1 pseudogene is annotated in these 477 nt (G+C 53.7%); it reads right to left on the bottom strand.

The features are described from left to right. Positions 1 to 261: pseudogene (locus QCE79_RS33670) on the bottom strand (hypothetical protein); the annotation flags it as partial. Between the last annotated feature and the right edge of the window lie 216 nt (positions 262 to 477).

Below are 477 nucleotides of genomic sequence, written 5' to 3'. Positions count from 1 at the left end.
ATTGATGTGCAAGGCAACCGTTACCTGCCCCCAATCTGGCATGCCGCGCCTCTTCTCTCGCCCCTTGCTGTTTAGGCGCGTCACATCAACAAGATTCGCCGAACCCGTGAAACTTGAGATGTCCGTAAAATTGGCGACTGCGGCAAACTTGTCATCGCCTTCACCATTTTTTTTGTAATCCAGTTGCGTACCGATAGACGGTACGGCGCTTGAGACATCGGCGCTGTTGCTACCGTCTGGCGATGCTCGCATTTCTTCCATATCTGTATCTCCTCTTGAAGCAACAAAAGCTATCTTGCAATTCAATAGATCTGCGCGTCTCGCTACAGGTCACCACAAACGTTCACATCAACACGGCTACCGAATAGCCGCGTCTCGCGCTCAAAGACATTCGAAGGCGCGCCTAGCGGCACAGCCCCAACCTCAGGGCGAATCACCGCGCGCATGACTTGTTGCATCAGCGAGGAACGACCCTCC

It is taken from the genome of Caballeronia sp. LZ003, assembly GCF_031451465.1.
Classification (GTDB): Bacteria; Pseudomonadota; Gammaproteobacteria; order Burkholderiales; family Burkholderiaceae; genus Caballeronia.
Note: the sequence above shows the minus strand (reverse complement) of the source record. Positions and strands in the feature narration are given on the sequence as shown.